Below are 24,421 nucleotides of genomic sequence, written 5' to 3' on the forward strand. Positions count from 1 at the left end.
CGCGTCCGTCGGGCGGGCCCAAAGAATATTGGCGCCCCCGAATAATTTTGGGCGGGGGGCCGGGGCGCCGGGGGGGGGCCGCGCCCCCCGGGCGGCCCGGTGCTCAGGACACCGGGCGGTTCGGGTGGCCGTTCCGGGTCACGCCGGCGGCGGGCAGAGGGTGGTCCGCAGCGCGTCGTTGATCTTCGCGGCGGTGTCCGGTCCGAAGCCCTGCGGGTGGTCGGGCGAGGTGAAGCGCTGGTTGGCCAGCTCGACCAGCTTCGACTTGTCCTTGGGGAACTGGAACAGCGCCTGGCACTGGTTGCGGGCCCGGTCCACGGCCTGGTCCGGCTTGCCGCCGACGATTGCCGGGTCGATCGCGTCCAGCGCGGCGACCAGTTTGCCGGTCAGGTCGGTGCCCGGCTTGCCGGGCAGGCCGGCGTCGCTGGGGGGCGTGGGCTTGGCCGGGGCAGGGGCTCCGGGGGAGCCTGCGTCAGGGGCGGGGGCCGAGGGGCTGTCGGGTGCGGGCGCCGAGGGGGCCGCGGGCGTCGAGGGGGAGGCGGCCGGGTCGGGCGCGGAGGCCGAGGGCGACTCGGGCGTCGGCGGCGTCGAGGCGGTGCCGGGGGTGGGGGCCGAGGCGGCGGCGGGGGTGGTGGGGGAGCCGGCCGCGGCGGTGGCCGGGTGGGGGCCCGGTCCGGAGCTGGAGCAGGCAGCGAGGCTCACCGCGGCGAATGCCGTGAGGGTGGCGGCGAGGAGACGAGTGCGCATGGCGTCACACTGTCATGTCCGCGGCGTCGAAGGGAAGATCCTCCCGCGAGCGCGGACGGCCCGGGAGGGGGGACCTCCCGGGCCGCCGGCCCGCCGCGTCCGCAGGGCGCGCAAGGCGCCCGCCGAGGCGTGGTCAGCCGAGGCCGTTGGCCTTCAGCCAGTCCTTGGCCACCGCCGACGGGTCGTCCTTGTCGATCGCGACGCGCTTCATCAGCGCCGTCAGCCCCGCCGTGTCGAGCTTGGCCGACACCGCGTTGAGGGCCGCCGTCGCGGTGGGGTTCACGCCCGCCTTGTTGACCAGCGGGGTGACGTTCTGCGCGCCGAAGAGGTTCTTCGGGTCGGTCAGCGGGACGAGCTTCAGCTGGGGGATCTTCGGGTCGGTGGTGAACACGTTGCCGACCTGGATGGTGCCGTCCTTGAGCGCGTTCGCGGTGGCGTCGCCGGTGGGCTTCCACTCCTTGAAGTTCAGCCCGTAGACGTCCTTGAGCTGCTGCTCGCGGCGGGACTTGAACTCCGGCGGACCGCCTATCGTGAACTCGCCCGCCTTGGCGGTCAGGTCGGCGATGCTCTTGAGGCCGTACTTGTCGGCGTTCTCCTGGGTGACGCTGAGCGAGTCCTTGTCCTCGGCGGGGGAGGAGTCGAGGATCCCCAGCGCGGCGGGCAGCGTCTTGGTCAGCGCCGCGTTCACCTCCTCGGTGGTGGCGGCGGTGGACTTGGCGTCCAGGTAGGCGAGCAGCGAGCCGTTGTACTCGGGCAGGACGCTCAGGCTGCCGCTCTGGAGCTGCCCGTAGAGCACCTCGCGGCTGCCGATGTTGAACTTCTCCTCGACCTTGACGCCCTTGGCCTTGAGGGCCTGCGAGTAGATCGAGCCGAGCAGCACGTTCTCCGGGAAGTTCGCCGAGCCGACGACCACCGTCGAGCCGGCGCCCGCGCCCGAGGCGGCGGGGGAGCCCGCCGCGGAGCCGCCGCCGAGCGGGTCGCCGCCGCCGGAGGAGCCGCAGGCGGTGGCGCCGAGGGCGAGCGCGGCGAGCGTGCCGAGGACGACGGCGCGCCTGCTTCCGTGGTTTGTCGACATGGTGACAGATGTCCTTCCGGAGAGGATGGGGAACGAGGTTCAGCGGGCCCGGCGCTGGGCGCGCATCCCGGGCGGGAGTGCGTACCGGGCGAGCAGGGCGAAGAACAGCTGGGCGCCGACCGCGAGCAGCACCACCAGCAGCGCGCCGCCGACGGTGACGGCGTACTTGCGGGTGGCCAGCCCGTCGATGACGTAGCGGCCGAGGCCGCCCAGTCCGACGTAAGCGGCCACGGTGGCGGTCGCGATCACCTGGACGGTCGCGGTGCGAAAGCCCGCCAGCAGGGTCGGCGCCCCGGACGGCAGGCAGACCTGCCACAGCACCTGCGGGTGGGTCAGCCCGATGCCGCGCGCCGCGTCCCGGACGTCCGGGTCGGTGCCGCGCACCCCCTCGACGGCGGCCACCAGCAGCGGCGGCGCGGCGAGCGCGACCAGAGGGATCAGCACGGCCGTGTCGCCGACCCCGGCGAGCAGCACCGCCAGCGTCACCAGGCCGAGCGTCGGCAGGGCGCGGGTGGCACCGGCGAAGGCCGTCACGAGCGTGACGCCGCGCCCGGTGTAGCCGATCAGCAGCCCGAGCGGCACGGCGAGCAGCGCCGCGAACAGCAGGGCCTCGCCGGAGAGCACCAGGTGCTCGGTGATCCGGTGCACGATCGAGTCCGGGCCGCTGCGGTGGTCGGGGGCGGAGAAGAAGTCGCCCAGCCAGTTCAGCCAGTTCACGAACCGGCTCCCTTCTCCCGGACGGCCCAGGGCGCGAGCAGCCGGCGGGCGCCCACCAGTAGCAGGTCGACGGCCAGCGCGAGGACGGCGATCAGCGCGATGCCGGCCACGATCGGGGTCGGGAAGGTGCGCTGGAAGCCGTCGATGAACAGGTAGCCGAGCCCGCCGCGCCCGATCAGCGCGCCGACGCTGGCCAGCGAGATGCTGGACACCGCCGCGACCCGCAGCCCGGCGATCAGGTACGGCACGGCGGCGGGCAGCTCGACGGAGGTCAGCCGGTGCCACGGCCCGTACCCCATCGCGGTGGCGGCCTGCCGGACCGGGTCCGGGACGGCGCGCAGGCCGTCCACGGTGGTCGGCAGCAGCACGGCGAGCGCGTAGAAGGTGAGCGGGATCATCACCGTGGCCTGGGTGGCGAGGCCGGTGTAGGGGATGAGCACCACGAACACGGCCAGCGAGGGCAGCGCGTAGACGACGTTGAAGACGGCAGACAGCGGTTGGTACAGCCGGGGGAAGCGGGTGCAGGCCAGGCCCAGCGGGACGGCCAGCAGCAGGCCGATCAGCACCGGGAGCAGGGCGATCACGGCGTGGTCGGCGAGCAGGCCGCCGAGGTAGCCGAGGTGGTCGCCGATCCAGTACCAGCGGACGATCGGTTCACCGTCCACCGGCCGCCCCGTCCGTGAGGTCACCGGCCGCCGCGCCGGCTGCTGCGTCCGCCACCGGGATGGCCACGGGAGTGGCCACGGGGGTGGACAGCGCGGCGAGGACGGCCTCGCGGCTCGCGGTGCCAGTGGCCCGCCCGTCGGCGTCCAGGGCCACGGCGGCCCCGGCGGGGGAGAGGACGGCGGCGTCCAGCGCGGTGCGCAGGGTGTCGGTGTCCGGCCGGTAGCCGGAGACCGGGTGCAGTTCGGCGGTGGCGGCGTCGCGGTCGATCCAGCCGATCGGGCGGCGCTCGTCGTCCAGCGTCAGCTCCCAGCCGCCGTAGCGCAGCCCGTCGGCCACCGGGCGGACGGCGACGGTGGTCGCGGGGCGCAGGGCGAGGCCGCGCAGGCCCCGGTCGCGGCCGAGGAAGGCGGCCACGCCGTCGTCCGCGGGGGTGGTGAGCAGGGTGTGCGGGTCGGCGAGCTGGGCGATCCGGCCGTGTTCGCGCAGGACCACCACCTGGTCGCCGAGCCGGACGGCCTCCTCGATGTCGTGGGTGACGAACAGCACCGTCTTGTGCAGCTCGGACTGGAGCCGCAGCAGTTCCTCCTGGAGCCCGGCGCGCACCACCGGGTCGACGGCGCTGAACGGCTCGTCCATCAGCAGCACCGGCGGGTCGGCCGCGAGGGCGCGGGCCACGCCCACCCGCTGCTGCTGGCCGCCGGACAGCTGGAACGGGTACCGCTTGCCGGTCTCGGGCGCGAGCCCGACCAGTTCGAGCAGTTCGGCGGCCCGGGCGCGGGCCTTCTTGCGGTCCCAGCCGAGCAGGTAGGGCACGGTGGCGACGTTGTCGATCACCTTGCGGTGCGGGAAGAGGCCGGCCTGCTGGATCACGTAGCCGATGCCACGGCGCAGCTTTGCGGGCTCCAGTTCGGCGACGTCCGTGTCGTCCAGCAGCACCCGGCCCGAGGTCGGCTCGACCATCCGGTTGACCATGCGCAGCAGGGTGGTCTTGCCACACCCGGACGGTCCGACCAGGACGGTTATCCGACCGGTCGGGACGTCCAGGTCCAGGCCCTCGACGGCGATGGTGCCGTCGGGGTGGCGCTTGCCGGCGCCCTCGAATCTGATCACGGGGAGTTTCCTCGTCAGGGCGCCCCAGGGAGGCGGCGCCTGTTTCGGTCGTACGGTTGATGGCGGTTTGTCGACAAGCGGCGACGGCGTGGGCCGTACCGGCCGCTGCCGTGACGGCGTCTGTCGGATCGACCGCCCGGGCGTTCTTCCGCCCGCGTGGCTGCCCAGCTTCGGACCGGCGGAAACTCTGATCAGACTATGACCTGCATCATCTCCTGTCTCTCACTTACCACCCGGCACGGGGCCCAGACCCCGCCGCCGGACGGCCGGGGCCGACCGGGCGCCCGACGTTTCGGCAGGTCAGAGGGTCGGGGCGCGGACACCCTGACGGCGGGTCGAGGGCTCGCGCCCCGGACGATCAGCCCGTCAGCCGCCGAGCGCCCCAGCCCTCCAGGCTCTCAGCCGCCCCGGCGCGTCGGCAGCCCGGAGGCCGCCCAGCCGACGAAGCCGCCGTCCAGATCGGTCGCCCGGTGCAGCCCCAGCTCGCGCAGCGAGGCCGCCGCCAGGCTGGAGGCGTACCCCTCCGAGCAGACCACGATCACCTCGACGTCGTAACCCGACGCCTCGGGGATCCGGTGACTGCCCGTCGGGTCCAGCCGCCACTCCAGGACGTTGCGCTCGATGATCAGCGAGCCGGGGATCTCCCCCTCCGCCGCCCGCTGCGCCGCCGGACGGATGTCCACCAGCAGCGCGCCGTCCAGCTGCGACTGGTACGCCTCCCGGGCGCGCGGACGGTGGACGCCCTCGCGGGCCCGCTCCACCAGGTCGTCGATCGTGGTCACCATTGCTCCGGTCCTTCCTCCGAGGTGCGGACGAGCCCGCCGGCCCGCAGGTCGTAGTGCGCCATCGAGCCCAGCGGGGGCGAGTAGGCGTGCAGGGTCACGGCCGGGCCGGACGCGGTGTTGCGCACGTCGTGCACGTACTCGGGGCCGAAGGCGCGGGCGGTGCCGGCCGGGACCCGGCGGATCAGCAGGCCCTGCTCCGGCCCGCCGAGGGACAGCTCCTCCAGCTCACCGAGGGCGACGGCGAACGCGCCGCGCGAGCCGCCGTGGTCGTGGAAGCCGGTGGACTGGCCGGGCAGCCAGCTGATCAGCCACACCTCGTGGTCGTCGTCGGCCACCAGCCGCTGGTACCAGCGCTCCTCGGTGGAGAGCCGGACGAGGTGGATCCACTGGTCGGGCTGTTCGGCCAGTTCTCGGACGACGGTGCGCAGGGCGCTCGGGGTGAGCGGCGCGCGGGCCTCCTCGGTGGCGGTGGCGGTGGCCCTGGATGTTCTGGCCAGTGCCGATGCCAGTGCTGGTGCCGCTGCCGCTGCCGGGGCTTGGGCGGCAGCGGGTTCGTCGGGGGCGAGGTTCAGGCTCATGGGGGCGTCCTCGGGTGCAGCGGGAACGTCGGCGGGGTGCGCCCTGGTCCGGCGGCGGGCGAGGGCACGGGCCGACGGAGCGGCACGGCACGCGCGGGTGCGCCGGGCGGGGCGGGAATCAGAACTCGGGGTGCGGGTGCGCGGCGCGGGCCCTGGCAGACGTCACAGGGCGGGGGCGGCGGGGAGAGCCAGGGTCAACAGGCACAGATGGAACTCGCCTGGCGTCGCAGATCGACGTGCAGGCGGCAGACCAGAGTGGTGCCGGTGTCCATGCGCCGGATCCTTCCCGAGCCAACCGGACGAAGTCAAGCCGGATGGGGCCGGCCGCCACCGGCCGCCCCGCTGCTCCACCCCCGGCCGACCGGCCGTCGAGCCGTTCTGGACCGGAACCGCCGAACGGCACTCGCATGCGTAAGGACCCCACTTGCGGGGTAAATGATCGTTTCATCCCATCCAGGCCCCTCCGCGTGTCCGCGTCACGAGATCGCCCCAGATGCGTTACCGCCAACGTATTGTCAGGCCACCGAGGCCCGGCCTACGGTCTACAGACCGCTTTCTACGCACGTAGACCCCTGCGGATCCCCGGCGGTCCGCAGACGAGACCCGCCCGCCCCGTCAACCCTCAGACCGCAGGCCCGACCCCATGGCCGGGCAGCGGAGTTGCGGAGGTATCCATGTCGCAGATCGTCCGTGCCGCGCTCGTCCAGACCCGCTGGACCGGCGACCAGGAGAGCATGATCGCCCTTCACGAGCGGCACGCCCGCGAGGCCGCCGCCCAGGGCGCGAAGATCATCGGCTTCCAAGAGGTCTTCAACGCCCCGTACTTCTGTCAGGTCCAGGAAGCCGAGCACTACCGCTGGGCCGAAGCCGTCCCCGACGGCCCCACCGTCCGCCGGATGCAGGACCTCGCCCGTGAACTCGGCCTGGTGATCGTCGTCCCGGTCTACGAGGAGGAACAGGCCGGGGTCTACTACAACACCGCCGCCGTCATCGACGCCGACGGCAGCTACCTCGGCAAGTACCGCAAGCACCACATCCCGCAGGTCAAGGGCTTCTGGGAGAAGTACTACTTCAAGCCCGGCAACCTCGGCTGGCCCGTCTTCGACACCGCCGTCGGCAAGGTCGGCGTCTACATCTGCTACGACCGCCACTTCCCCGAGGGCTGGCGCGCCCTGGGCCTGGCCGGAGCGCAGATCGTCTACAACCCCTCCGCCACCAGCCGAGGCCTCTCCGCCTACCTCTGGCAGCTGGAACAGCCCGCCGCCGCCGTCGCCAACGAGTACTTCGTCGCCGCCATCAACCGCGTCGGCACCGAGGAGTACGGCGACAACGACTTCTACGGCACCTCCTACTTCGTCGACCCGCGCGGCCAGTTCGTCGGCGACGTCGCCTCCGACAAGGAGGAGGAGCTCGTCGTCCGCGACCTCGACCTCGGCCTGATCGAACAGGTCCGCCAGCAGTGGGCGTTCTACCGCGACCGCCGCCCCGACGCCTACGGACCGCTCGCCGAGGCCTGAGGAGCAGCGCGATGACCACCCGCGACCCGCACCAGCGCACCATCGTCCGCGGCGGCCTCGTCATCACCGCCGCCGACGAACTCCACGCCGACGTCCTCATCGAGGGCGAACGCATCGCCGCCCTCGCCGCCACCGGCAGCTCCGCCGCCGAGGCCTGGAGCGCCGACACCGTCATCGACGCCACCGGCCACTACGTCATCCCGGGCGGCGTCGACGCCCACACCCACATGGAACTGCCCTTCGGCGGCACCTCGGCCTCCGACACCTTCGAGACCGGCACCCGGGCCGCCGCCTGGGGCGGCACCACCACCATCGTCGACTTCGCCGTGCAGTCCGTCGGCGGCTCGCTGCGCGAGGGCCTGGACACCTGGCACGCCAAGGCCGACGGCAACTGCGCCGTCGACTACGCCTTCCACACCATCGTCTCCGACGTCAACGAGGGCGTCCTCAAGGAGATGGACGCCCTCGTCGACTCCGGCGAGTCCACCTCCTTCAAGCTCTTCATGGCCTACCCCGGCGTCTTCTACAGCGACGACGGCCGCATCCTGCGCGCCATGCAGCGCGGTGCGGTCAACGGCGGGCTGACCATGATGCACGCCGAGAACGGCATCGCCATCGACGTCCTGGTCGAACAGGCCCTCGCCGCCGGGCACACCGCACCCCGCTACCACGGCGAGGTCCGCCGTGAACTCCTGGAGGCCGAGGCTACCCACCGGGCCATCAAGCTCGCCCAGGTCGCCGGCAGCCCGCTCTACGTCGTCCACGTCTCCGCGGCGGCCGCCCTCGCCGAGCTCGTCCAGGCCCGCGACGCCGGGCTCAACGTCTTCGGCGAGACCTGCCCGCAGTACCTGTTCCTCTCCACCGACAACCTCGCCGAGACCGGTGCCGACGGCTTCGAGGGCGCCAAGTACGTGTGCAGCACGCCGCTTCGGCCGCGCGAGCACCAGGAGGCGCTCTGGCGCGGACTGCGCGCCAACGACCTCCAGGTGGTCTCCACCGACCACTGCCCGTTCTGCTTCACCGGGCAGAAGGAACTCGGCCGCGGCGACTTCTCGAAGATCCCCAACGGCCTGCCCGGCGTGGAGAACCGGATGGACCTGCTCCACCAGGCCGTCGTGGACGGGCACATCACCCGTCGGCGCTGGATCGAGATCGCCTGCACCACGCCCGCCCGGATGTTCGGGCTGCACCCGCGCAAGGGCACCATCGCGCCCGGCGCCGACGCCGACCTCGTCGTCTACGACCCCACCGCCGTGCAGACCGTCTCCGCCGCCACGCACCACATGAACGTCGACTACTCGGCGTACGAGGGCCGCCAACTCGCCGGCCGCGCCCGCACCGTGCTCTCACGCGGCACCGTCGTGCTGGACGGCGAAACCTGGCTCGGCCGGGCCGGCCACGGCACGTTCCTGCGCCGCGACACCTGTCAGTACCTGACCTGACCACTCTCCCGCACCGCCGCCCGGGCCCGTGCGCACGATGGCTCGGGCGGCGGAACCACCCTCCCCGGAGCCACCCATGGACATCGGCCTCGTCCTGCAGACCGACCCGCCCGCCCGCCTGCTCATCGACCGGATGATCCGCGCCGAACAGGCCGGGTTCAGCCACGGCTGGACCTTCGACTCCTGCGTCCTGTGGCAGGAACCGTTCGTCATCTACAGTCGGATCCTCGCCGAGACACGGCAGTTGACCGTCGGACCGATGGTCACCAACCCCTCCACCCGCACCTGGGAGGTCACCGCCTCCCTGTTCGCCACGCTCAACGACATGTACGGCAACCGCACCGTCTGCGGCATCGGCCGCGGCGACTCCGCCATGCGGGTCGCCGGACGCCGCCCCGCCACCCTCGCCCGGCTCTCCCAGGCCATGCACGCCATCAAGGAGCTGGCCGAGGGGCGGACGGTCGAGGTGGACGGCACCGAGATGCACCTGCCGTGGGTCGGCCCCGGCGCCGAACTCCCCATCTGGATGGGCGCGTACGGGCCGAAGGCACTCGCACTGACCGGTCGTCAGGCCGACGGGTTCATCCTCCAGTTGGCCGACCCGTACCTCACCGAGTACATGATCAAGGCGGTGCGGTCCGCCGCGGCCGAGGCCGGCCGGGACCCGGACGCCGTCACCATCTGCGTCGCCGCCCCCGCCTACGTGACCGCCGACGACTCGCCCGCCGCGCTCGCCCACGCCCGGGAGCAGTGCCGCTGGTTCGGTGGGATGGTCGGCAACCACGTGGCCGACCTGGTCAGCCACTACGGCGCGCACTCCGACCTCGTCCCGGAGGCCCTCACCGACTACATCAAGGGGCGCCAGGGCTACGACTACAGCCACCACGGCCGGGCAGGGAACCCCGACACCGCCTTCGTGCCGGACGAGATCGTCGACCGCTTCTGCCTCATCGGCCCGCCGCAGGCCCAACTCGCCCGCCTGGAGCACCTCCGCTCCCTCGGCGTCGACCAGTTCGCCGTCTACGCCATGCACGACGCCGTCGAGGCCACCATCGACGCCTACGGGACCGACGTCATCCCGCATCTGTCCCGCCAACCCCGGACGTAACGCCATTCGCGCAGAGGGGAGTTGCCCATGGCCGGGTCGAACTCTGACCGGCCGCAGGAGAGTTGCCGTCCGACGGCTACACCGACGACGACCTGCGGCCGGTCCCGGTGGCGCGGCGCACCTGGACCACCTGCAACTTCCCGGCGCTCCGGGTCGGCCTCGGTGCTGTACCTCGTGCTGGGCACGGCCTCGGGCGCCCGGCGGGCGGGTGCGACGGGCGGAAGGGGGTGGGCGGCTGACAAGTGACAGCAAACGGATAACGGCAAACGGATGACAGCGAACAGATAACAGATAACAGATTTCGAAATCTATTATCTGTTCGCTGTCGCTTGTCCGCTGCCGTTTGCCCGCTGTCATCCGCCGGCCGCTGCCCGGTCGACGGCCGCCAGCACCTTCGCCGTGCCGTCCTCGGCCGCGAGCGTGGCCGCCGCCGCCCGGGCCTGGTCGCGGTAGCGGGGGTCGTCGAGGGCTTGGCGGATGGCGGCGGCGAGGCGTGTGGCGGTGAGGGTGCGCAGCGGTACCGGCCCGGGGGAGACGCCGAGGCGGGTGAGCCGGTCGGACCAGAACGGGGCGTCGAGCTGTGCGGGTACCGGGACGGCTGGCGTGCCGCAGCGCAGGGTGGCGGCGGTCGTGCCGGCTCCGGCGTGGTGGATCACGGCGGCCATGCGGGGGAACAGCCAGTCGTGCGGGGCGTCGCCGATGGTCAGGACGTCCTCCGCCTCGCCGGCGGCGAGGTCGCTCCAGCCCGACTGCAGGACGGCCCGGACCCGGGCGGCGCGGACCGCGGCGACCACCGTCGCGGTGAGCCTTCCGGGGTCGGGGACGACCAGGCTGCCGAAGCCGACGAAGACCGGCGGCGGTCCGGCGGCGAGGAAGTCGAGCAGTCGGGCCGGGGGCCGCCAGCCCGGATCCCGTACCGGCCACCAGTAACCGGCCACGTCCAGCCCCGGGCGCCAGTCGGCGGGTCGCGGGACGACGGCAGGCGAAAACCCGTGCAGGACGGGGTACTTGCGCCTGGCACGGCTGGCGTCGAGCGGCGGCAGGCCGAGGCGGCGCCGCAGCCCGCGTGCGGCGGGGGCGAAGAGCTGGTCGGTCGCGACCTGGACGGCATGCCCCGCGAGCAGGTTGCCCGGGCGGCCGAGTGAGCGGGCACCGGTGACGGCGGGCGCGAACTCCCGCGTGGGGGAGAGCGGTTGGAGGTGCAGGCCGATGCTGGGAATGCCTGCGGCCTCGGCTGCGACCTGGCCGAGCGGGCTGGTGGTGCTGGTGGTGAGCAGCAGGTCGGTGCCGAGTGCCGTGGCGTCGGCGATGCCGTCGGCGAGCTCCGGCATGAACTTCCGCCCCAGCTGCAGCAGTTGCAGGACGGCTAGCGGTCCGGTGCCGGCCTGGAGCAGGCGCCGCCCCTCGGCGGAGGCGAGTTCGGCGCGCGGGTCGACCGGCAGCGGGCGGAACTCCAGCCCTGCGGTCCGCACCGAGGCGGCGAAAGTGGCGTGGGTCGCGACGGCCACCTGATGGCCGGCCGCCTGGAGGCGGGCGCCGAGCCCGGTGAACGGGGCCACGTCGCCCCGGGATCCGGCGGTGGCGATCAGGATGCGCATGGCCGCAGTATCCCGGCTCGGGCGCCCCGCCGGGAGGGTGCCTCGCCCGGAGCGGCCCGGTCCGGGGTGGCCGGTTCGGGCCGGTGCTCCCGCGGCGCCGGAACCGGGCGGTGGTGGGCGGCGTCCTTCCTGGCAGAGTGGCGGAACGGGGCCGTCGCGCCGTGGACGGGAGGGACAGATGAGCATCGTCGCGTGGATCGTGCTTGGCCTGCTGGCGGGGGCACTGGCCAAGCTGCTGCTGCCGGGAAAGGACCCGGGCGGCATGATCGTGACAACCCTGATCGGTATCGCCGGTTCCTTCGTCGGCGGTTGGATCGCCTCGCACTTCCTGCACAGGTCGGTGACGGCGCACTTCTTCGACATGGCGACCTGGGTGTCGGCGATCGGCGGCGCCCTGGTGCTGCTGATCATCTACCGGCTGGTGTTCGGCAGCTCCCGACGCTAGCCCGGGCGCCGGGAACCGGCCCCGCGCCGACGCGGACACGGTGTCGCGCAGCCGAGCCGGCCAGGCCCACGGGGCGGCCGGCTCGGCTCAGCGCGTCGCTGCCGACGCCTCCGTGACCCACTCCGGCAGGTCCTCGCGGGCGGCCAGCCAGGCGGTCGGCACCTCGGCGAGGCCGGTACGGGCGGCGACCATCCCGGCGGCGATCGCGCAGGTGGTGTCCATGTCGCCCCAGCCCTCCAGGGCGTGCCAGATCGCCTCGGGCAGTGAGTCCAGGTGCCCGGCGGCGGACCAGAGGGCGAACGGGACGGTGTCCGGGGCGGAGATCATGAACCCGGAGCCGAGCACGTTGGCGGCCTGCCGGACGCTCGTGTGTCCGGGCAGCCGGGCGGCGATCCGCAGACCGGAGCGCACTTCGCTGTCCGGCAGGCGACCGGCCACCTCCGTCAGCAACTCGGCACGGCCGGGCGGGGTTTGGCCCCGGCTGCGGACCGCGAGTGCCGTCGCGAGGGCGACCGCCACCGCGCCTGCGACCGCCTCCGGGTGGAAGTGCGTGGCGAGCGCCTGGAGTTCGGCCTGCCGGGCGACGGCGTCCAGGTCGTCCGCGAACCAGGCGCCCAGTGGGGCGACCCGCATCGCGGCGCCGTTCCCGTACGAGCCCTGACCCTCGAACTGGCGCGAGGTGATGGCGCGCCAGTCCCCGCCGGCGCCGATCTCACGCAGCACCCGGTGCATCGACGGGCCGTACTTGCGCCCGTACTCACGGGCGTACTCCTCGGCGAACTCGCCGGCCAGCGCATCCTGCCGGACCTCGCCCCAGGAGGCCAGGTGGCGGACGAGGACCAGCGCCATCGCGGTGTCGTCGGTCCAGTGCCAGGGCGCCGGGCGGAGCCGGCGGGCGGCCAGCGCGGCGGGTGCCTCGTCGAGCGGGGCCGAGAACCAGCGGTCGCCGAAGGCGTCGCCGAGGGCGAGCCCCTGCAGACTGTCCAGGGCCGGGCGGGCCGGGCGGGCCGGACGGGGCGGAGGGGTTGGACGGGCCGGACGCATGTCGTCCTCCAGGTGAGATCAACCGTGCGCGGCAGTCTGCCGGATGGCCGGGCCCGCGGGCGACCGGGTTTCGCTCCGGTGCCGGCCTGCGCGGCCGTCGGTGCCCGGGTCAGGGGCGCCCGGGGCGTCGGAGGTCCGTCACTTGGCGAGCAGGCCGCCGAGGATGAGCTTCCAGAGGGCCTCGAAACGGTCCTCGATGGTCGGCTCGGACCACGAGGACGCGTACGCCGGGTCGTGGAAGGGGCTGGTGGCGTCGAAGACGGCGCGGGCCGTGGAGAGGATGTGGGCGAGCTTGAACTCCTTCCTCTCCATGCCGTCCTGGACGATCTGGGCGATCTGGGTGACCAGGGTGTCGATGTGCGCCTCGACGATGCCGCTGTTCTCCTTGACCAGCACCATGTAGGTGGCGAACAGCTCCGGGTCGTCCAGCGCCTTCTTCCGCTTGGCCGCGAACAGTGTCACCAGCCAGCGGTGCAGCTGCTCGACGGCCGAGCCGGGCTCGGTCGAGATGAAGGCGAGCTGGTGGTGCGCCTGGTCGAGCCAGCGCTGGGTGACCGCCTCGCGCAGCGCGGCCTTGCTCGGGAAGTGGCGGTAGACGCTGCTGTGGCTGACGCCGAGGATCCGGGCGACGTCCACGACGGTGGCCTTGGCCGGGCCGAACCGCCGGAGGACGTCCTCCGCCGCGATCAGGATCTGCTCGGCGGTGAGTGTGGTGTCCGTGGTCACGGGGAGGTCCGTCCTTAGGGTCGTGCGGTCGAGGGTGGTGCTGCCGTCCCCGGCCGTCGGGCCGGTTCGGGTTGGTCAGTGCTCGCTGTCCAGGTGTGCCATCTGGGCGGCAGCGTAGCGGTCGCCCGCTGCGGAGCCGGCGGGGACGGCCGCCTCGATGGCCGCGAGGTCGGCCGCGGTGAGATTGATGTCCAGCGCGCCCAGCGCTTCGGTGAGGCGGTCGCGGCGGCGGGCGCCGACCAGCGGAACGACGTCCTCCCCGCGCGAGGCGACCCAGGCGATGGCGACCTGGGCGACGCTCGCCCCCTTCGCGGCGGCCACCGCGCGCAGCGCCTCGACGAGCGCGAGGTTGTGGGCCAGGTTGTCGCCCTGGAAGCGCGGGCTGTGGCCACGGAAGTCGGTGCCGGCCAGGGCGCGGCCCTGGTCCCAGTGGCCGCTGAGCAGGCCGCGCGAGAGCACGCCGTAGGCGGTGATTCCGATGCCGAGCTCGCGAGCGGTGGGGAGGATGGCGTCCTCGATCGAGCGGGAGATCAGCGAGTACTCGATCTGCAGGTCGCTGATCGGGTGGACGGCGGCGGCGCGGCGCAGGGTGTCGGCGCCGACCTCCGACAGGCCGATGTGGCGGACGTAGCCGGCCTTCACCAGGTCCGCGATGGCGCCGACGGTCTCCTCGATCGGGACGTTCAGGTCCAGGCGGGCGGGGCGGTAGACGTCGATGTGGTCGGTGCGCAGGCGGCGCAGCGTGTAGGCGAGGGCGGTCTTGGTGGCGGCGGGGCTCGCGTTGTAGCCGAGCCACTGGCCGTCCGGGCCGCGCTGGGCGCCGAACTTCACGCTGATCTGCACGCTCTCGCGGGCGCGGCCGCGCAGGGCCTCGTGGATCAGCAGCTCGTTGTGGCCCATGCCGTAGAAGTCGCCGGTGTCGAGCAGGGTGACCCCGGCGTCGATCGCGGCGTGGATGGTGGCGATGCTCTCGGCCTCGTCGGCCGGGCCGTACATGTCGGACATGCCCATGCAGCCGAGGCCGAGGGTGGAGGTGACCGGTCCGGAGTTGCCGAGGGTGCGCTGTGTGGGGCGGGAGGTCGTGGCCACGGGGACTCCAGGGGTGGGTGCGGCGATGGGTGGGGTGACCCGGAGTCCACTATGGCACGACAGCGAACAGATTTCAAAATCTGTTCGCTGTCGTCTGTTATCTGTTATCTGAAAGCTGTCACCTGTTATCTGTCACCCGCCGACCCGATCGGCCGCCCGGCTGCGGTTCTCGTGCGAGAGGGTGCCTCGTCGGCTGCGGCCTCGCCTGCCGGGGGCTCTGGCGGCGAGGTCGGACCCCAGTCCTCCCGTCCGCCCGGTGCCCGGAGCAGGTAGGCGCGGGCCGGCGGCAGGTTGCGCCACACCGTGCGCTCGCCCAGCCCGTACGTCGCCTCGAACCGCCGCAGCAGTCGCACCACTGCCCGGTGGCGGGCGCTCTGCCGGGGCCCCGAGGACAGGGTGCGAGCCGTCGTCGTGCCGAGGTAGCCGAAGTACGTCAGCTCGCCCCCGGGCAGCAACAGCCGCAGGTAGAGGTCGAGGAGGCGGCGCACCTGGGCCGGCTCGAAGTTGGTGAACGGCAGGCCCGACACGATCACGTCGTACCGCTCGTCCGTCTCGCCGGCCCCGCCCGCTCGGCCCGTCTCGTTGGTCTCGTCCTGGGGCAGTTCCTCCACCCGGCAGGCCGACAGTCGCAGGGCGACGCCTGGGCGTCGTGCGGCCAGCACCGGGTCCTCCCGCAACCGGTCGGCGAAGCGCGGGTTCGCCTCGACGACGTGCAACCGGTCGCCCGGGAGCAGTACTTGGGCCAGCCGGCGGGTCACCACGCCCGTCCCGGCGCCGACTTCCAGCACCGAGATCGGCCGATTCGGGCGGCTCGTGGCCGGAACCGTCAGGGCGTTCACCAGGTCCTCGCCGCTCGGTGCCAGCGCGCCGGTGTCGTGGAAGGTGCGCAGGGCCTCGGCGAGGAACAGCAGGTGGTCCCCGGCGGATCGTGAACTACGCTGCGGGCCAAGGGAGTCGAGGTGGGGGCGGGGGCGGAGCTTTTCGGTGGTCATGCCGTCGACGCTAGGTAGCCTGGCCGCACCCCGAATCGGCCGACGAGCGACGCGTACCCCCGACGAAAGTCGAGGGCACGGGTACCTGGGAGAAGGGGGCGCCCGCCCGCCGCCCGCCCGTAGCATCGAGACGGACGGACGGAGGGACGGGCGACGGACGGACGGAGAGAGCGCGGAGGGAGCCCGATGCGAGAGGACGGGAGCGGCCCGATGCGCACAGGCCTGTTGGGCTGGTACGGCCCGGACCGCCGGCTGTGGAGCGACACCCTGCTGCTGCTCGGCATCCTCGCGCTCACCGCCGAGGAGGGCCTCTCCCAGTGGATCCACGCCGACGAGCCGTTGAGGATGCCCCGGACCGTCATGGCCGCCCTCGCCCCGCTCTCCCTGCTGTTCGCCCGCCGCTACCCGATGGCCTCCGCCGTCCTGCCGGTGCTCACCGGCGGCCTGTTCAACCGCGCCTTTCCCGGACTGTTCAGCGTCTACTACCTCGCCTCCCTCGGCCGGACCGGCCCGGCGGTGGCCGGCGGCGCCCTCATCGCAGTGGTGAGCGCGACCCGAGCCGACTCGCTGGTCGGCTGGGCGGGCACCACCGGATCCCAACTCCTCGTCCAGGCGGCGACCTTGTCCGTCGGCCTGTGGTTGCACGGCCGCCGGGTGCTGATCCGCACCCTGCACGAGCAGGTGGACGTGCTGCGCCGGGAGCGCGAACTGCGCGCCGAACGGGCCCGGGCCGCCGAACGGGCCCGGATCGCCCGGGAGATGCACGACGTGCTCGCCCACCGTCTCAGCCTGCTGGTGCTGCACGCCGGGGTGCTGCGCGACCAGGCCCTCGCCGGCACCGTCGCCGCCGACCCGGACCGGCTCACCCACCGCCTCGAACTGCTACGCACCACCGCCGCCCACTCGCTCGACGACCTGCGCGACGTCCTCGGCGCCCTGCGGGCCGACCCGCCGACAGCACCGGCCGCCGAGGAGGTGCCGGCCGTACCGCCCCGGGCGGAGCGCGTCCAGGCGCCCGCGCTGCGCGATCTCACCGAACTCGTCGGTGAGGCCACTTCGGCCGGGCAGCAGGTCGAACTGGCCCTCGCCGGCGACCCGGAGACCGTCCCCACCACCCACCGGCTGGCCGTGCACCGTCTGGTCCAGGAGGCGCTGACCAACGCCCGCAAGTACGCGCACGCCGCGCCCGTCACCGTCCGGGTCCGTTACGGCGCCCCGGCCACCACCGTCGAGGTCCGCAACGGCCCGGGGGAGGCGTCGCCGAACGGGCCGGGCACCAGCGGCGGGTACGGTCTGGTGGGGCTCACCGAACGGGTCGACGCGCTCGGCGGCCACCTCGACGCGGGACCGGACGGCGGTGGCGGCTTCCGGCTCTCGGCCCGCCTGCCCGCACCGGAGCGCCCGCCGCAGACCGTGCCAGAACCCGTGCCAGGACCAGTGCCTGGGCCCGTCCCAGGACCGGGGCGCGACCCCGGATCCGGGCCTTCCCCGACCCTTGCTCCCTCCCCGACCCCGAAGCCGAAGGACGACGCATGATCCGCACGATGGTGGTCGACGACGACGCGCTGGTGCGGCTCGGTCTCGTCGACCTGCTCGCCCAGGACCCGGCCCTCACCGTGGTCGCCGAGGCCACCGACGGACTGCAGGCCGTCGAACTCGCCCGCAGCCAGCGGATCGACGTGGCGCTCATGGACATCCGGATGCCCCGGCTCGACGGCATCGCCGCCACCAGGCGCCTGCGCGAACTGCCCGACGCCCCGCGCGTGATCGCGCTCACCACTTTCGACCTCGACGAGTACGTGTACCAGGCGCTCGCCGCCGGGGCCGACGGCTTCCTGCTCAAGGACACCCCGCCCGCCGAGATCGCGCGGGCCGTCCACGTCGTCGCCGGCGGCCAGGGGATGCTGCACCCGGCGGCCGCGCGGCGCCTGATCGACCGCTACCACCGCACCGGTGCGCCCCGGTCGGTCGCCGCCCGCAACCGGGTCGCCGGGCTGACGCCGCGCGAGACGGACGTGCTGCGCGAACTCGCCGACGGGCTCTCCAACGCGGAGATCGCGGGCGTCCTCGGGATGCGCGAGAGCACCGTGAAGGCGCACGTCAGCCGGATCCTGACCGGGCTGGGCGTCGGCAATCGGGTCCAGGCCGCGCTGCTCGCGCGCGATGCCGGGCTGGTCGAGGACGGCGCCTGAGTCGGAGCCTGCCAGCGGTGTCCTGAGTCGGCGCCCTGAGTTGGTGCCCTGCAGTTGGTGCCGGGCGGTGCGGGGCAGTGCAGGGCGGTGCCGTCGTGGCTCGTGTGGTCGCTGGTCCTGCCGATGCCCGACGCCCGGTGGTGCGCACGGTGGCGGGTGGGGCGTCATGTCGTCCGGTGTTCACGCGAGTGTTCCCGGGGCGTCGGACCGGGCTCCCCCTGAGCCGGTCGCGTGCTCCCGGTTCGTACCGCGCGCTGAGCCGTTGTCACCCATCCGGCGTGGAAATCCCGCGCCTTGGCGGTTTGCGCTGCCGAACCCGGGCGGCGGGTCCATGGTGGAGATGGGCGCGATCCGGCGACCGCGCCCGCGCGCCGATCCAGGCCCGCGCGCCGCGCGCCCGCCGCTGTTCTCCGACGGGTGTCCGAGGTTGAGGGCCCGGTCCCGGCACGCTGGGAGCAGGGCCACCTCGCAGGAAGCCGAACGGTTCTTCTAGGCTCACATCTCGGCTTCCCTGCGGCGGTCCGGCCCGTTGCGCCCGCCGTCAGGAAGCCGCCGTCCACGGGGCCCCGGGCGGACCGGGGCCACCGGATCGAGCGAGGAGGACGCAATGCCAAGCACGCCGCCCAGCCGTTCCACCGCACTTGGGCCAGACGGTCCGTTCCGAAGGGCCGGGCACCATCCCGGTCGATCGGCGCGGTCCAGCCGGGCCTGGCAGCCGGGTTGGGGTGGTCGGCCGGTCCGGCCGCTGAATACCGGCAGCGGCCGCGGAGGCGAACGTTGAGTCCCCAGATCGTCGGGTCGCCCGCCGCGCCGAGTGCCGCCGCCGCCCCCGACGGTGACTCCGCCCCCGCGCCCGCCCCTGCCTCGGACCGCGCCCCCGTCGACCTCCCGGCCGCTGCTGACGGTGAGGCCCTCACCGCTACCGCTACCGCTACCACCAGCGCTACCACCACCGCTCATGCCACGGCCACGGCCACAGCCTCGGCCACCGCTGCCGCGACCGCCGCGCTCCCCGGCCTGCCGCAGGCCCTCAGTACCCGCGCCCGTACGCTGGCCGGGGCCGTCCGGCGCCGGTGCACGGACCTGGCCCGGATCGAGTCACCCAGCGGAGACGTACCCAGACTCGACGCTCTCGCCGAGGAGTTGAGCGCCGGGTTCAGCGCCACGGGTGCCACCGCGCGACGCGAGCCCGGGCCGGCCGGCGACCACCTCGTCCTGGATTGGGAGGGGCAGGACGAGACCCTGCCGCACCTGTTGATCGTCGGCCACCACGACACCGTCTGGCCGGTCGGCACCCTCGCCGACTGGCCGGTCACCGAGCAGGACGGTCTGCTCAGCGGCCCCGGCGTCGTCGACATGAAGGGCGGACTCGCCATCCTGGAAGGCGCGTTCGCCCTGCTCGCCGACCTCGGGCAGCGGCCGCACCGCGCCGTCCGGCTGGTCGTCGTCTCCGACGAGGAGGTCGGCAGTCCGGACGGACGGCGCCTGGTGGAGCGCCAGTTGCGCGGCGCGGCCGCGGTCCTGGGGCTCGAACCTCCGCACCCCGACGGCCGGTTGAAGACGGCCCGGCGCGGCAGCACCCGGGTCCGGCTCACCGTCACCGGGCGTGAGGCCCACGCGGGCAACGACGCCCACGACGGGGTGTCGGCGGTCGACGAACTCGTCGACCAGCTCGTCGTCGTCCGCGGCCTCGCGGGACAGCCGGGGACGGAGCTCAACGCCGGTCGGATCAGCGGGGGTTCGCGGGCCAACGTGGTCGCGGGCCGGGCCGAGGCCGAGCTCGGCCTGCGGTTCTCCACCGCCGAGGCGCAGCGCCGCACGCTCGACAACCTGGCTCGGCTCACCGCGCTTCGCCCGGGGGCCAGGGTCCGGACCGAGGTGCTGTCCAGCCGCCCGGCGTGGCCCGAGCGCACCGGCAACCCGCTGCTGCGGCACGTTCGTTCACTCGCAGCGGTGCTCGGGCAGCAGCTGGACGGCGGACCGGCGGGCGGTGCGGGGGACACCAACCTGCCGGGCTCGCGCGGGCTGCCGACGCTGGACGGCTTCGGCGCGGTCGGTGCCGGTGCGCATGCCCGGCACGAGCACATTCGGCTCGACCAGCTGGCACCCCGGATCGCCCTGCTGGCCGCGCTCCTCGCCGTACCGCTGCCGAGGCTGCGCGACCGCACGGAGGGTTGAGCGGGCCGCCGACGGTCGGGGGCTATCGGCGAGCAGAGAGCAGAGAGCAGGGAGCAGAGAGCAGGGAGCAGAAAGCAGGGAGCAGGGAGCAGAAAACAGAGAACAGAAGACGGGTGACAAGTAACAGCTAACAGATAACAGCTAACAGATAATGAAATCTGTTAGCTGTTATCTGTTTGTCGCCCGCCCGCCGCCCGCCACCCGCCGCCTGCGCCCACTGCTCACCGCCCGAAACCCCGCCCCTCGCCCGCGTCCCTTGCCATCTCTCCGTCTCGCCGCGCAGAATGGTACCGACCGAACGGTCAGTCGGTTGGCGCCGTGGGCGCCGGCGCGGGACACGAGAGGTGATCGTGGTGACAGCAGAGGTGGCCGAGGCGGTCCCCGCGCAGGCGCAGGAGGACCGGTTCGAGGCGGTCGTCGCCGCCGAGCAGCGGATCGAGCCCAGGGACTGGATGCCCGACGCCTACCGGGCCACGTTGATCCGCCAGATCGCCCAGCACGCCCACTCCGAGATCATCGGCATGCAGCCCGAGGGGAACTGGCTCACCCGCGCCCCCTCGCTGCGCCGCAAGGCGATCCTGCTCGCCAAGGCCCAGGACGAGGCCGGCCACGGCCTCTACCTCTACGCCGCCGCCGAGACCCTGGGTGTCGACCGCGCCGAGCTCACCGAGAAGCTGATCTCCGGCCGGCAGAAGTACTCCTCGATCTTCAACTACCCGACCCTCACCTTCGCCGACGTCGGCGTGATCGGCTGGCTGGTCGACGGCGCCGCGATCTGCAACCAGGTCCCGCTCTGCCGCTGCAGCTACGGCCCGTACGCCCGCGCGATGGTGCGGATCTGCAAGGAGGAGTCGTTCCACCAGCGTCAGGGCTATGAGCTGCTGATGACACTGATGCGTGGTACCGAGGCGCAGCGCCGGATGGTCCAGGACGCGGTGGACCGCTGGTGGTGGCCGTCTCTGATGATGTTCGGGCCCCCGGACGCCGACTCGCCGAACACCGCCCGCTCGATGGCCTGGCGGATCAAGCGGCACACCAACGACGAGCTGCGCCAGCGCTTCGTCGACATGACCGTCCCGCAGGCCGAGCACCTGGGCGTCACGCTCCCGGACCCCGAGCTGCGCTGGAACGAGGAACGCGGCGGCTGGGACTTCGGCGAGCCGGACTGGTCCGAGCTGACCAGGGTCATCCACGGCCAGGGCCCGTGCAACACCCAGCGGGTCGAACGCCGCCGGACGGCGCACGAGGACGGTGCCTGGGTCCGTGAGGCGGCCGTCGCCTACGCGGCCAAGCGCCGCGCCGAACAGTCCTCCGAACCCGTGCTGCCCGAACCCGCGCTGCCCGGAGCCGGACAGTCCGCCGAACCCGGGCAGCCCGGGCGTACGGGCGAGCCCACGGAACAGGAGAACGGAAAGTGACCGAGTCCAAGGCCGGCTGGCCGCTGTACGAGGTGTTCGTGCGCCCCCGACGCGGGCTGAACCACGTCCACGTCGGTTCGCTGCACGCGGCCGACGACCGGATGGCCCTGCTCGCCGCCCGCGACCTCTACACCCGCCGCAACGAGGGCGTCAGCCTCTGGGTGGTCCGCTCGGACGCGATCACCGCCTCCACCCCGGACGAGCGTGACCCGTTCTTCGAGCCCAGCGGGGACAAGGTCTACCGCCACCCGACCTTCTACGACATCCCCGAGGATGTCCCGCACATCTGACGGGGGAACCGCCATGCAGGACCACAGCACGCAGGCCGGCGCCGGCGCCGACCCCGACGACCATGTCTACCTCGGCCTCGCCGAAGCCACGCCCGGCCCCGAGGGCGAGGGCCGCTGGGCGTACGGGACGGGCTTCGCCGACCCGCTGCTCGGCGTGGACACCGCCGTGCCCGCCGGGGTGGACGGCGCGGACCTCGCCGCCTACTGCCTGATGCTCGGCGACGACGCCCTGATCCTCTCCCAGCGCCTGATCGAGTGGTGCACCCGGGCGCCTGAGCTGGAGGAGGAGGTCGCGCTCGCCAACCTGGGCCTCGATCTGCTCGGCCAGGCCCGCCTGCTGCTCACCCGGGCCGGCCAGGCGGACGGCTCCGGCCGCACCGAGGACGACCTGGCGTACTGGCGGGAGGACCACGAGTTCCGCAACGTCCGGTTGGTCGAGGTCCCGAACGGCGACTTCGCCCACTCGGTCGCCCGGCTGCTGCTGTTCGCCACCGCGCGGTGCGCGCTGTACGAGGCGTTGAGCGCGCACCCGGACCCGGTGCTGGCGGCGGTCGCCGCCCGGGGCGTCAAGGAGCTGGCGTACCACCGCGAGTACGCCACCGCCTGGACGCTTCGGCTCGGTGACGGCACGCCGTACTCCTCGGCGCGGATGCAGGCCGGGCTGGACGCGCTCTGGCCGCTGCTGGAGGAACTGTTCACGGCCCACCCGGTGGAGCTGCGGACGGGCGCCGATCCGGCGGCGCTGCGCGAACCGGTGCTGCGCTCGCTCGGCGCCGTGCTCGCCGAGGCCGGGCTGACCGTACCGGACGGGCAGCCGCTGGCCACCGTGCTCGGCCGGGCCGGCCGGGACGGCGTGCACACCGAGGCGCTCGGCCCGCTGCTCGCCGAATTCCAGGTGCTGGCCCGCGCGCACCCGGGGGCGACGTGGTGAGCGCGGCGGTGACGGAGCGCGGGACGGCCTGGGAGGTCGCGGCGGCCGTGCCGGACCCGGAGCTGCCCATGCTGACCCTGGCCGACCTGGGCGTGCTGGCCGAGGTGGAGGTGGACGACGGCGCGGTGACCGCCTGGCTGACCCCGACCTACTCGGGCTGCCCCGCCGTGGCCGAGATGGCCGCCGACGTGGACCGGCGGCTGCGCGCGGCCGGGTACCGGGACGTCCGGGTCCGGCTGCGGTTGGATCCGCCGTGGTCGACCGATCTGATCACGGCCGAGGGCCGCCGCAAACTCGCCGAGGCGGGCATCGCCCCGCCGCGGCCGACCTCCGCCGCCGGCGTGGCCGGCGCGGTCCCGCTCGTGCTCGGTCCCACCCGCACCACCGCCCCCACCGCCACTCTGGCCGGCACTGCCGCAGCCGCTGCCGCAGCCGTTCCCGTGCCCTGCCCGCGCTGCGGCGACGTGGACACGGAGGAGCTGTCCCGCTTCGGTTCCACCGCCTGCAAGGCGCTCTGGCGCTGCCGAGCCTGCCGGGAGCCGTTCGAACGCGTCAAGGAGATCTGAATGCCCGCCGCTTCGCACGCCGCGTCCCAGGCCGACGCCGCCGCGCACGCTGACGCCGACGCCCCCGCTGACGCCCCCGCTGAGGCCGCGGTCTCCACGGTGCGCCCCGCCCGCCGCCCGACCTTCCACCGGCTGCGGATCGAGCGGGTCGAGCGGATCTGCGACGACGCCGTGGCGGTGACCTTCGCGGTGCCGGACGGGCTCGCGGCGGACTTCGCCTTCCGGCCGGGGCAGACCCTGACGCTGCGCAAGGTGGTGGACGGCGTCGACGAGCGCCGCTCGTACTCGATCTGCGCCCCCGTCGGCGGGCCGCTGCGGATCGCCGTCCGGGAGGTGCCCGGCGGGCTGTTCTCCCGGTGGCTGGTGCGGGACGCGGGGCCGGGCGAGGAGGTGGACGTGCTGACGCCGTCGGGCCTGTTCACCCCCGACCTCGGCGTTCCGGCCGAGCACGTGCTGCTCGCGGCCGGTTCCGGCATCACCCCGATGCTGTCGATCGCCGCGTCCGTCCTGGCCGCCGACCGCAGCTCCACCGTCACCCTGCTGTACGGCAACCGGCGCAGCGACACCGTGATGTTCGCGGACGAGCTGGCCGACCTGAAGGACCGCTACCTCGGCCGCTTCCAGCTGGTCCACGTCCTGTCCCGGGAGACCCGTGACGCGGAACTGCTCAGCGGGCGGCTGGACCCGGAGCGGGTGCGGGCGCTGCTGGCGGCGCTGGTGGATGTCGGGAGCGTCGGGCACTGGTGGCTGTGCGGCCCGTTCGGGATGGTCGTCGGGGCGAAGGAACTGCTCGCCGGGCTGGGCGTGCCGGGCGAGCTCGTGCACCAGGAACTGTTCCACGCCGAGGACGAGCCGGTGTCCGAGCGCCCGGAGGACCGGGACGGCGCGGCGGGAGCGGCCGACGGCCCGCACAGCGAGGTCACCGTCGTCCTGGACGGGCGCGGCAGCACGCTCTCCCTGCCGTGCGACCGCTCGATCCTGGACGGAGCCCAGCGCTCCCGCCCCGACCTGCCGTTCGCCTGCAAGGGCGGGGTCTGCGGCACCTGCCGCGCGCTGGTCACCGAGGGCGAGGTCGAGATGCGGCGCAACTTCGCGCTGGAGGAGAAGGAGCTGGCTGCCGGCTACGTCCTCACCTGCCAGGCCCGCCCGCTCACCGACCGGGTGACGGTCGACTACGACCGCTGAGCGGTCGGCCGCCGCACCCTTC

At 73.6% G+C, this 24,421-nt stretch carries 25 protein-coding genes; 12 read left to right on the plus strand and 13 right to left on the minus strand.

Going from position 1 to position 24,421, the window contains the following annotated elements:
• Positions 1-138: 138 nt before the first annotated feature.
• The 8 genes from ACFWPT_RS00825 to ACFWPT_RS00860 form a co-directional block, all read right to left on the minus strand.
• Positions 139-747, minus strand: a complete 609-nt coding sequence (locus ACFWPT_RS00825; protein ID WP_380424724.1) for a hypothetical protein — start codon at positions 745-747, stop codon at positions 139-141.
• Between the two features lie 133 nt (positions 748-880).
• The gene (locus tag ACFWPT_RS00830; protein WP_380373051.1) at positions 881-1,822 is read right to left on the minus strand and encodes an ABC transporter substrate-binding protein; all 942 of its coding nucleotides are present in this window, start codon (positions 1,820-1,822) and stop codon (positions 881-883) included.
• A gap of 39 nt (positions 1,823-1,861) precedes the next feature.
• Entirely contained in the window at positions 1,862-2,539 is a 678-nt protein-coding gene (locus ACFWPT_RS00835) for an ABC transporter permease (protein ID WP_063349905.1), read from the minus strand.
• Complete coding sequence (locus ACFWPT_RS00840) at positions 2,536-3,204, minus strand: ABC transporter permease (RefSeq protein ID WP_063351516.1); 669 nt, start codon at positions 3,202-3,204, stop codon at positions 2,536-2,538. Before ACFWPT_RS00840 ends, ACFWPT_RS00835 begins: the two co-directional genes overlap by 4 nt.
• Positions 3,194-4,315, minus strand: a complete 1,122-nt coding sequence (locus ACFWPT_RS00845; protein WP_380478454.1) for an ABC transporter ATP-binding protein — start codon at positions 4,313-4,315, stop codon at positions 3,194-3,196. The genes ACFWPT_RS00840 and ACFWPT_RS00845 overlap by 11 nt, the downstream gene beginning before the upstream one ends.
• 398 nt (positions 4,316-4,713) lie before the next feature.
• Entirely contained in the window at positions 4,714-5,100 is a 387-nt protein-coding gene (locus tag ACFWPT_RS00850) for a rhodanese-like domain-containing protein (protein WP_063349906.1), read from the minus strand.
• The gene (locus ACFWPT_RS00855; protein ID WP_380478456.1) at positions 5,094-5,678 is read right to left on the minus strand and encodes a cysteine dioxygenase; all 585 of its coding nucleotides are present in this window, start codon (positions 5,676-5,678) and stop codon (positions 5,094-5,096) included. Before ACFWPT_RS00855 ends, ACFWPT_RS00850 begins: the two co-directional genes overlap by 7 nt.
• 194 nt (positions 5,679-5,872) lie before the next feature.
• Positions 5,873-5,950, minus strand: a complete 78-nt coding sequence (locus tag ACFWPT_RS00860; protein WP_106981192.1) for a putative leader peptide — start codon at positions 5,948-5,950, stop codon at positions 5,873-5,875.
• A gap of 402 nt (positions 5,951-6,352) precedes the next feature.
• On the opposite strand from ACFWPT_RS00860, the gene ACFWPT_RS00865 reads away from it, so the two are divergent.
• The 3 genes from ACFWPT_RS00865 (at position 6,353) to ACFWPT_RS00875 (ending at position 9,745) form a co-directional block, all read left to right on the plus strand.
• The gene (locus ACFWPT_RS00865; RefSeq protein ID WP_380478458.1) at positions 6,353-7,195 is read left to right on the plus strand and encodes a nitrilase-related carbon-nitrogen hydrolase; all 843 of its coding nucleotides are present in this window, start codon (positions 6,353-6,355) and stop codon (positions 7,193-7,195) included.
• An 11-nt stretch (positions 7,196-7,206) separates the two neighbouring features.
• Positions 7,207-8,637, plus strand: a complete 1,431-nt coding sequence (gene hydA, locus ACFWPT_RS00870) for a dihydropyrimidinase (protein ID WP_380478460.1) — start codon at positions 7,207-7,209, stop codon at positions 8,635-8,637.
• A gap of 76 nt (positions 8,638-8,713) precedes the next feature.
• A complete protein-coding gene (locus ACFWPT_RS00875) occupies positions 8,714-9,745 on the plus strand; it encodes a TIGR03842 family LLM class F420-dependent oxidoreductase (protein ID WP_380373065.1) in 1,032 nt (343 codons plus the stop codon).
• Positions 9,746-10,098: 353 nt separating this feature from the next.
• On the opposite strand, the gene ACFWPT_RS00880 is transcribed toward ACFWPT_RS00875, so the two are convergent.
• A complete protein-coding gene (locus ACFWPT_RS00880; protein WP_380478462.1) occupies positions 10,099-11,343 on the minus strand; it encodes a glycosyltransferase in 1,245 nt (414 codons plus the stop codon).
• Positions 11,344-11,521: 178 nt separating this feature from the next.
• On the opposite strand from ACFWPT_RS00880, the gene ACFWPT_RS00885 reads away from it, so the two are divergent.
• On the plus strand, positions 11,522-11,788 hold the full coding sequence (locus ACFWPT_RS00885; RefSeq protein WP_063349911.1) for a GlsB/YeaQ/YmgE family stress response membrane protein: 267 nt from the start codon (positions 11,522-11,524) through the stop codon (positions 11,786-11,788).
• An 87-nt stretch (positions 11,789-11,875) separates the two neighbouring features.
• On the opposite strand, the gene ACFWPT_RS00890 is transcribed toward ACFWPT_RS00885, so the two are convergent.
• The 4 genes from ACFWPT_RS00890 to ACFWPT_RS00905 all read right to left on the minus strand — a co-directional run bounded on the left by ACFWPT_RS00890 (position 11,876) and on the right by ACFWPT_RS00905 (position 15,639).
• On the minus strand, positions 11,876-12,832 hold the full coding sequence (locus tag ACFWPT_RS00890) for an ADP-ribosylglycohydrolase family protein (protein ID WP_380478464.1): 957 nt from the start codon (positions 12,830-12,832) through the stop codon (positions 11,876-11,878).
• A gap of 138 nt (positions 12,833-12,970) precedes the next feature.
• A complete protein-coding gene (locus ACFWPT_RS00895) occupies positions 12,971-13,558 on the minus strand; it encodes a TetR family transcriptional regulator (RefSeq protein ID WP_380373074.1) in 588 nt (195 codons plus the stop codon).
• Between the two features lie 75 nt (positions 13,559-13,633).
• A complete protein-coding gene (locus ACFWPT_RS00900) occupies positions 13,634-14,647 on the minus strand; it encodes an aldo/keto reductase (RefSeq protein ID WP_380478466.1) in 1,014 nt (337 codons plus the stop codon).
• A 125-nt stretch (positions 14,648-14,772) separates the two neighbouring features.
• Positions 14,773-15,639 (minus strand): class I SAM-dependent methyltransferase, encoded by an 867-nt coding sequence (locus ACFWPT_RS00905; protein ID WP_380373079.1) that lies wholly within the window; start codon positions 15,637-15,639, stop codon positions 14,773-14,775.
• A gap of 210 nt (positions 15,640-15,849) precedes the next feature.
• On the opposite strand from ACFWPT_RS00905, the gene ACFWPT_RS00910 reads away from it, so the two are divergent.
• The 8 genes from ACFWPT_RS00910 to paaE all read left to right on the plus strand — a co-directional run bounded on the left by ACFWPT_RS00910 (position 15,850) and on the right by paaE (position 24,399).
• The gene (locus ACFWPT_RS00910) at positions 15,850-17,175 is read left to right on the plus strand and encodes a sensor histidine kinase (protein ID WP_380478469.1); all 1,326 of its coding nucleotides are present in this window, start codon (positions 15,850-15,852) and stop codon (positions 17,173-17,175) included.
• Positions 17,172-17,831: a response regulator transcription factor gene (locus ACFWPT_RS00915; protein WP_363366967.1), complete on the plus strand. Its 660-nt coding sequence runs from the start codon at positions 17,172-17,174 to the stop codon at positions 17,829-17,831. The genes ACFWPT_RS00910 and ACFWPT_RS00915 overlap by 4 nt, the downstream gene beginning before the upstream one ends.
• A gap of 777 nt (positions 17,832-18,608) precedes the next feature.
• Complete coding sequence (locus ACFWPT_RS00920; protein WP_380478471.1) at positions 18,609-20,009, plus strand: M20/M25/M40 family metallo-hydrolase; 1,401 nt, start codon at positions 18,609-18,611, stop codon at positions 20,007-20,009.
• Between the two features lie 284 nt (positions 20,010-20,293).
• The gene (paaA, locus tag ACFWPT_RS00925) at positions 20,294-21,427 is read left to right on the plus strand and encodes a 1,2-phenylacetyl-CoA epoxidase subunit PaaA (RefSeq protein WP_380478473.1); all 1,134 of its coding nucleotides are present in this window, start codon (positions 20,294-20,296) and stop codon (positions 21,425-21,427) included.
• A complete protein-coding gene (gene paaB, locus ACFWPT_RS00930) occupies positions 21,424-21,717 on the plus strand; it encodes a 1,2-phenylacetyl-CoA epoxidase subunit PaaB (RefSeq protein WP_030056311.1) in 294 nt (97 codons plus the stop codon). Before paaA ends, paaB begins: the two co-directional genes overlap by 4 nt.
• A gap of 13 nt (positions 21,718-21,730) precedes the next feature.
• Positions 21,731-22,648 (plus strand): 1,2-phenylacetyl-CoA epoxidase subunit PaaC, encoded by a 918-nt coding sequence (gene paaC / locus ACFWPT_RS00935; RefSeq protein ID WP_380478475.1) that lies wholly within the window; start codon positions 21,731-21,733, stop codon positions 22,646-22,648.
• Positions 22,649-22,656: 8 nt separating this feature from the next.
• Positions 22,657-23,214 (plus strand): 1,2-phenylacetyl-CoA epoxidase subunit PaaD, encoded by a 558-nt coding sequence (gene paaD, locus ACFWPT_RS00940; RefSeq protein ID WP_380478477.1) that lies wholly within the window; start codon positions 22,657-22,659, stop codon positions 23,212-23,214.
• Entirely contained in the window at positions 23,215-24,399 is a 1,185-nt protein-coding gene (gene paaE, locus ACFWPT_RS00945) for a 1,2-phenylacetyl-CoA epoxidase subunit PaaE (RefSeq protein ID WP_380478479.1), read from the plus strand.
• The last annotated feature ends 22 nt before the right edge of the window (positions 24,400-24,421 follow it).

The sequence above is a fragment of the Kitasatospora sp. NPDC058478 genome (assembly GCF_042720345.1).
Taxonomy (GTDB): domain Bacteria; phylum Actinomycetota; class Actinomycetes; order Streptomycetales; family Streptomycetaceae; genus Kitasatospora.

Coding starts and splice junctions, on each gene's coding strand:
- ACFWPT_RS00905 (WP_380373079.1), bottom strand. CDS start 15,639: ATGACCACCGAAAAGCTCCGCCCCCGCCCCCACCTCGACTCCCTTGGC.
- ACFWPT_RS00825 (WP_380424724.1), bottom strand. CDS start 747: ATGCGCACTCGTCTCCTCGCCGCCACCCTCACGGCATTCGCCGCGGTG.
- ACFWPT_RS00915 (WP_363366967.1), top strand. CDS start 17,172: ATGATCCGCACGATGGTGGTCGACGACGACGCGCTGGTGCGGCTCGGT.
- ACFWPT_RS00910 (WP_380478469.1), top strand. CDS start 15,850: ATGCGCACAGGCCTGTTGGGCTGGTACGGCCCGGACCGCCGGCTGTGG.
- ACFWPT_RS00885 (WP_063349911.1), top strand. CDS start 11,522: ATGAGCATCGTCGCGTGGATCGTGCTTGGCCTGCTGGCGGGGGCACTG.
- ACFWPT_RS00890 (WP_380478464.1), bottom strand. CDS start 12,832: ATGCGTCCGGCCCGTCCAACCCCTCCGCCCCGTCCGGCCCGCCCGGCC.
- hydA (WP_380478460.1), top strand. CDS start 7,207: ATGACCACCCGCGACCCGCACCAGCGCACCATCGTCCGCGGCGGCCTC.
- ACFWPT_RS00865 (WP_380478458.1), top strand. CDS start 6,353: ATGTCGCAGATCGTCCGTGCCGCGCTCGTCCAGACCCGCTGGACCGGC.
- ACFWPT_RS00875 (WP_380373065.1), top strand. CDS start 8,714: ATGGACATCGGCCTCGTCCTGCAGACCGACCCGCCCGCCCGCCTGCTC.
- paaA (WP_380478473.1), top strand. CDS start 20,294: ATGGTACCGACCGAACGGTCAGTCGGTTGGCGCCGTGGGCGCCGGCGC.
- paaE (WP_380478479.1), top strand. CDS start 23,215: ATGCCCGCCGCTTCGCACGCCGCGTCCCAGGCCGACGCCGCCGCGCAC.
- ACFWPT_RS00855 (WP_380478456.1), bottom strand. CDS start 5,678: ATGAGCCTGAACCTCGCCCCCGACGAACCCGCTGCCGCCCAAGCCCCG.
- ACFWPT_RS00860 (WP_106981192.1), bottom strand. CDS start 5,950: ATGGACACCGGCACCACTCTGGTCTGCCGCCTGCACGTCGATCTGCGA.
- ACFWPT_RS00850 (WP_063349906.1), bottom strand. CDS start 5,100: ATGGTGACCACGATCGACGACCTGGTGGAGCGGGCCCGCGAGGGCGTC.
- paaC (WP_380478475.1), top strand. CDS start 21,731: ATGCAGGACCACAGCACGCAGGCCGGCGCCGGCGCCGACCCCGACGAC.
- ACFWPT_RS00880 (WP_380478462.1), bottom strand. CDS start 11,343: ATGCGCATCCTGATCGCCACCGCCGGATCCCGGGGCGACGTGGCCCCG.
- ACFWPT_RS00830 (WP_380373051.1), bottom strand. CDS start 1,822: ATGTCGACAAACCACGGAAGCAGGCGCGCCGTCGTCCTCGGCACGCTC.